Consider the following 4,806-nt stretch of genomic DNA (forward strand, 5'->3'; position numbering starts at 1 on the left):
CGAGCTTGATAACTCGGTAACTTATACCCGCAGCCAAACGGGCACGGTTGAACGTTTGAGTGTATCCGTTGCGGTTAACCAGAAAACAATAACGAATGAGGCAGGTGAAAATCAGCCTCAGGCAGCCAGTGCCGAAGAGATGGCGAATATTCGTCGCTTGCTTCAAGGTGGTTTGGGTTTTGATATTAACCGTGGCGACAGTATTGAAGTTGTTTCAGTGCCTTTTGCACAACTGCCTGACTTAGGCGCCGGAGAAACACCGGTATGGGAAGAGCCATGGTTCTGGCGTGCTTTCCGTCTGGTCATGGGTGCTTTGGTTATTATGGTATTGATTCTGGCAGTGGTTCGTCCAATGCTTAAGAAACTGATGAATCCAGAATCTGGTGTTGAAGACGATGCTGAAGCATTCCTTGATGAGGAATCGATGGGCGATGAAACCATTGATCTGTTATCCTCACAATTTGATGAGAGTGCGGTAGGGTTCGGTGCGGATGGCAGCCTGCAATTACCGGATCTGCACAAAGATGAAGACTTGCTGAAAGCAGTAAGGGCGTTGGTTGCCAATGAGCCTGAACTGTCCTCACAAGTGGTTAAAGCGTGGTTGAACGAAGATGCCTAATCAAGAAATGAAAACCAAGCGCGGTAAGGTCGAGTTTGACGTCGATACTTTAGAAGGTGTCGAGAAAGCCGCGATTTTGCTGCTGAGCTTGTCGGAAGAAGACGCTGCCCAGATACTCAAACACCTGGAACCTAAGCAGGTTCAGAAAGTGGGTATGGCCATGGCAAGCCTGGAGGACTTTAACCAGGACAAGGTTAATGCCGTGCATCATCTCTTCCTGGAAGAAATTCAGAAGTTCACCAATATTGGCTTCAAGAGTGAAGAGTTTGTGCGTAAAGCACTGACCTCGGCTCTGGGTGAAGACAAAGCCGGTAACCTGATTGAGCAGATTGTCATGGGCGGTGGCTCAAAAGGTCTGGACTCATTGAAGTGGATGGATTCCAAACAGGTGGCGACGATTATTCGTAATGAGCATCCGCAAATTCAGACCATTGTTCTGTCTTATCTTGACCCTGAGCAAAGTGCCGAAATTATGGCGCAGTTCCCGGACAAAGTGCGTCTGGACTTAATGATGCGTATTGCCAACTTAGAAGAAGTTCAACCGGCGGCATTGCAGGAACTGAACGAAATTATGGAAAAACAGTTTGCCGGTCAGGCTGGTGCTCAGGCTGCGAAGATGGGCGGCCTGAAGGCAGCTGCAAATATTATGAACTACCTGGATACCAATATCGAAGGCCAGTTGATGGACTCTATCCGCGAGCAGGACGAAGAAATGAGCCAGAACATTCAGGACCTGATGTTTGTGTTCGAGAACCTGGTCGATGTCGACGACCGTGGTATTCAGACCTTGCTGCGTGAAGTTGAAGGCGAAGTTCTGCAAAAAGCAATGAAAGGCGCAGACGAAGCGGTTCAGGAAAAAATCTTTAAGAACATGTCAAAACGTGCCGGCGACATGCTGCGTGATGACCTTGAAGCTATGGGCCCCATTCGTATTAGCGATGTAGAAGCGGCGCAGAAAGACATTCTTGCTGCGGCCCGTCGTTTGGCTGACGCAGGTGAAATTATGCTTGGCGGCGGTGGCGGTGACGAATTCTTATAAGGGCTTAACGCATAATGACCGATGATAAAGACGTAACACATCGTTGGGACTTACCTGACATGACATCTGAGGAGCTCAAGCAGGGCTCTCAGGTGAATGCGTTAAATAAACCCCGCCGCTGGCAATATGAGCCCCCCGAAGCCGACGACGAGCAAGAGGAAGAGCTCAAGCCTCTGACTGCTGAGCAATTGGAAGAAATTCGTCAGGCAGCGCGCGAAGAGGGTCACAAAGAAGGTTTTGATGAAGGCCGCAGTGAAGGCCTGAAAAAAGGCTACGACGAAGGCTACGAAGCTGGCAAAAAAGAAGGCTTTGAAGCTGGTCATGAGCAGGGCGTTGAAGCTGGTAAAGAAGCCATGAACGAGCAGCAGCAACAGCTGGAAACTCTTTTACAAAGCTTATCCCACCCCAACGAGCGTATTACCGAAGCGGTGCAGGATGAACTGATTGAAATGGTCACCGAGCTGACAAGAGTGATCTGTCTGAATGTTGCCGAGAACTCTAAGGAGTTGGTTGTTAACGCGGTACGAGAGGCAATTGCGGTTCTGCCGGTCACGGATCAGCGTGTCATTATTCATTTAAATGAAGAAGACTTAGCGCTACTGCAGAACGTCTACAGCGAAGACGAGCTGAAGGAAAAAGGCTGGTTACTGAATAAAGATGAATTACTGGAACGTGGAGGCTGCCGCGTGACGACCGAAAGCTCCACTATTGATTACACTCTGAGCAGTCGTATGGAAGATGTCTTCTCCAAAGTAAAAGGTTAACCCATGAGTGCTTCTGAACGCCTGGTTGAACAGTTACGCAAAAAGCGGGAGCGCATTCAGAAACCGTCCGTTGCGGTATCGGGCTATTTAACTCGTGTTGTTGGTTTGATGTTCGAAGCTGTCGGTTGCCGCGCTCCGGTCGGTTCGAGTGTTGCCGTAGAAGCTGACAGCGGTGATATTGAAGCCGAAGTTGTTGGTTTTGAAGGTAATATCAGTTACCTGATGCCAACCGAAGATGCCCATGGCGTCATACCCGGCGCCAGAGTCCGTCCGTTAAACCGAAAAAACCAATTACCCTTGGGTATGGAGCTGTTGGGACGAGTTATCGATGCCCGCGGTGAACCTCTGGATGGCAAAGGCCCTATATTTTCTGACGGTAAAACTTACCGCAGCAAACCAATGAATCCGTTAAATCGTCGTCAGGTTAAACAACCCCTGGATGTGGGGGTTACCGCAATCAATGCTTGTTTAACCGTGGGCCAGGGGCAGCGAATGGGCTTATTTGCCGGTAGTGGTGTTGGTAAGAGTGTGCTGCTGGGCATGATGACGCGGGGAACCACGGCCGACGTCATTGTTGTTGGTCTGATTGGTGAACGTGGCCGCGAAGTAAAAGAGTTTATTGAAGAAATTTTAGGTGAAGAAGGCCGTGAGAAAGCTGTGGTTATTGCGGCACCGGCTGACCAGTCGCCTCTGATTCGTTTGCGAGGGTGCGAAACCGCGTCTCAGGTTGCGGAATATTTCCGTGATCAGGGCTTGAACGTTTTGCTGTTGATGGATTCGTTGACCCGTTACGCCATGGCACAGCGTGAAATTGCATTAGCTGTTGGCGAACCACCGGCGACAAAAGGTTATCCGCCTTCTGTTTTCGCTAAGTTGCCGGCACTGGTTGAACGAGCGGGTAATGGCGGTGACGGGCAGGGTTCGGTTACTGCCTTTTATACGGTCTTAACCGAAGGTGATGACTTACAGGATCCAATTGCGGATTCTGCACGGGCCATACTGGACGGACACATTGTGTTAAACCGCGAATTGGCGGACAGCGGTCACTATCCGGCAATAGATGTTGAAGCCTCTATTAGTCGTGTTATGCCGCAAGTGGTTTCAGAAGAGCATATGCAACAGGCCATTAAGGTCAGGCAGTGGTATTCGCATTATCGGCGCAATCGTGACTTGATCTCTATTGGCGCTTATACGCGCGGAAGCGACCCGGCTATTGATCAGGCTATTGCTATGCAGCCGCGCGTGAATCAGTTTTTACAACAAAAGATGCAACAGGTTGTCAGCTACGATGAGAGCTTGTTGTTGCTTAACCAATTAGTAAATCCAAATCAAAAGCAGCAGTCAGCCGGAGGCGCTTAAATTATGGCCGAGTTAGCGCAGTTGCAGATGCTACTGGAGTTAGAACAAAGACGCGAAGATAAGGCTGCTCAGGATTTTGCACAGGTTCAGCAACAGGTGCAGGAACAACAGATGCGCCTGGATGGTATGTCAAAATACCGACTCGACTATTTAAATCAACTGCAAGAGCGTGGGCAAGGCGGTATTGCTTCTATCCAGGTGGGTCAGTACCACGCCTTTGTCGGCAAGCTGGATGAAGGTGTTGAACAGTTGCATCACGAGGTCGTGAAGCTGCAACAGGTACTGCAACAACGAAAAGAACGTTGGCTGGCGCAACGGCGTAAGCGAGAGTCAGTTGATTTTTTAATTAAGGAACGCAGAAAGCGCGAACAAATAGCCCAGGCGCGGAAAGAGCAGAAAAACCTGGATGATTTCAGTAGTCAGCGTTTTATCCGTGACAGAAAATAGTTGGAACAAAAATTGCTTGGTTATTGATGAGAAAATTAAGCAAAGCGTGAATAAGCACTTAATTCAGGAAAAATACTATGCAACAGCTGCTCAACTTAACCGAATCTGCCGATAACTTTGCCCGTATGGGTAAAGGGAAAGAGCTATCAGTGAAAAACGCTGAAGGCGAAAGCAGTGAGTTCTCTCGTTTGATGATCAAGCAAAATTCCGGCGATAAAGAGCTGCAACAATTGGCCGCCAAAATAGAAGCCCACCAAGCTGCCAACGGCGACTCTAAAGGTCGTGAAATTGACCGTAAAAATGTCGGTGAGCCAGTTACCCGAAACCTATGGGAACTGTTGCAACAAATGCAGCAGGAAACCGCGGATATTAAAGTTGAAGGCAAGGCGGCTGTCGTTGGTGAAATTGACGTTGAGCCCGACAGCGGCGAACTGGAATTAAGTGATGAAGAACTGTCAAAAATGTTGCAGTCTTTGCTAGCCAAGCTTGATAAAGCGAGTGCTGACGGTGAAAGTAGCGAGACAGTAATGACGGACGCGGAGCGGCAGAAGTTTGCCGATCAATTGCTGGCCGGCATT

At 49.1% G+C, this 4,806-nt stretch carries 5 protein-coding genes and 1 pseudogene; all 6 read left to right on the forward strand.

Annotated elements, in window-relative coordinates:
• Positions 1–619, forward strand: a 619-nt coding sequence (locus B3180_RS01795; protein ID WP_286842599.1) for a flagellar M-ring protein FliF C-terminal domain-containing protein, incomplete at its 5' end; no start/stop codon positions are given.
• Positions 612–1,658 (forward strand): flagellar motor switch protein FliG, encoded by a 1,047-nt coding sequence (gene fliG, locus B3180_RS01800; protein ID WP_199495141.1) that lies wholly within the window; start codon positions 612–614, stop codon positions 1,656–1,658. The genes B3180_RS01795 and fliG, both read left to right, overlap by 8 nt.
• Before the next feature lie 14 nt (positions 1,659–1,672).
• Entirely contained in the window at positions 1,673–2,422 is a 750-nt protein-coding gene (gene fliH / locus B3180_RS01805) for a flagellar assembly protein FliH (protein WP_271331992.1), read from the forward strand.
• Between the two features lie 3 nt (positions 2,423–2,425).
• Positions 2,426–3,781 carry a flagellar protein export ATPase FliI gene (gene fliI, locus B3180_RS01810; RefSeq protein WP_054490652.1) on the forward strand — a complete coding sequence of 452 codons (1,356 nt, stop codon included), beginning with the start codon at positions 2,426–2,428 and terminating at the stop codon, positions 3,779–3,781.
• A gap of 3 nt (positions 3,782–3,784) precedes the next feature.
• Positions 3,785–4,228: a flagellar export protein FliJ gene (gene fliJ / locus B3180_RS01815; protein ID WP_054490654.1), complete on the forward strand. Its 444-nt coding sequence runs from the start codon at positions 3,785–3,787 to the stop codon at positions 4,226–4,228.
• A 77-nt stretch (positions 4,229–4,305) separates the two neighbouring features.
• A pseudogene (locus tag B3180_RS01820) lies at positions 4,306–4,806 on the forward strand (flagellar hook-length control protein); the annotation flags it as partial.

Origin of the sequence: Idiomarina sp. UBA4206 (assembly GCF_002383015.1) — a bacterium.
GTDB lineage: Bacteria > Pseudomonadota > Gammaproteobacteria > Enterobacterales > Alteromonadaceae > Idiomarina > Idiomarina abyssalis.

What these genes read in the sequence shown, in the direction of transcription:
- fliG (WP_199495141.1), top strand. Translation starts at nt 612, where the DNA reads ATGCCTAATCAAGAAATGAAAACCAAGCGCGGTAAGGTCGAGTTTGAC.
- fliI (WP_054490652.1), top strand. Translation starts at nt 2,426, where the DNA reads ATGAGTGCTTCTGAACGCCTGGTTGAACAGTTACGCAAAAAGCGGGAG.
- fliH (WP_271331992.1), top strand. Translation starts at nt 1,673, where the DNA reads ATGACCGATGATAAAGACGTAACACATCGTTGGGACTTACCTGACATG.
- fliJ (WP_054490654.1), top strand. Translation starts at nt 3,785, where the DNA reads ATGGCCGAGTTAGCGCAGTTGCAGATGCTACTGGAGTTAGAACAAAGA.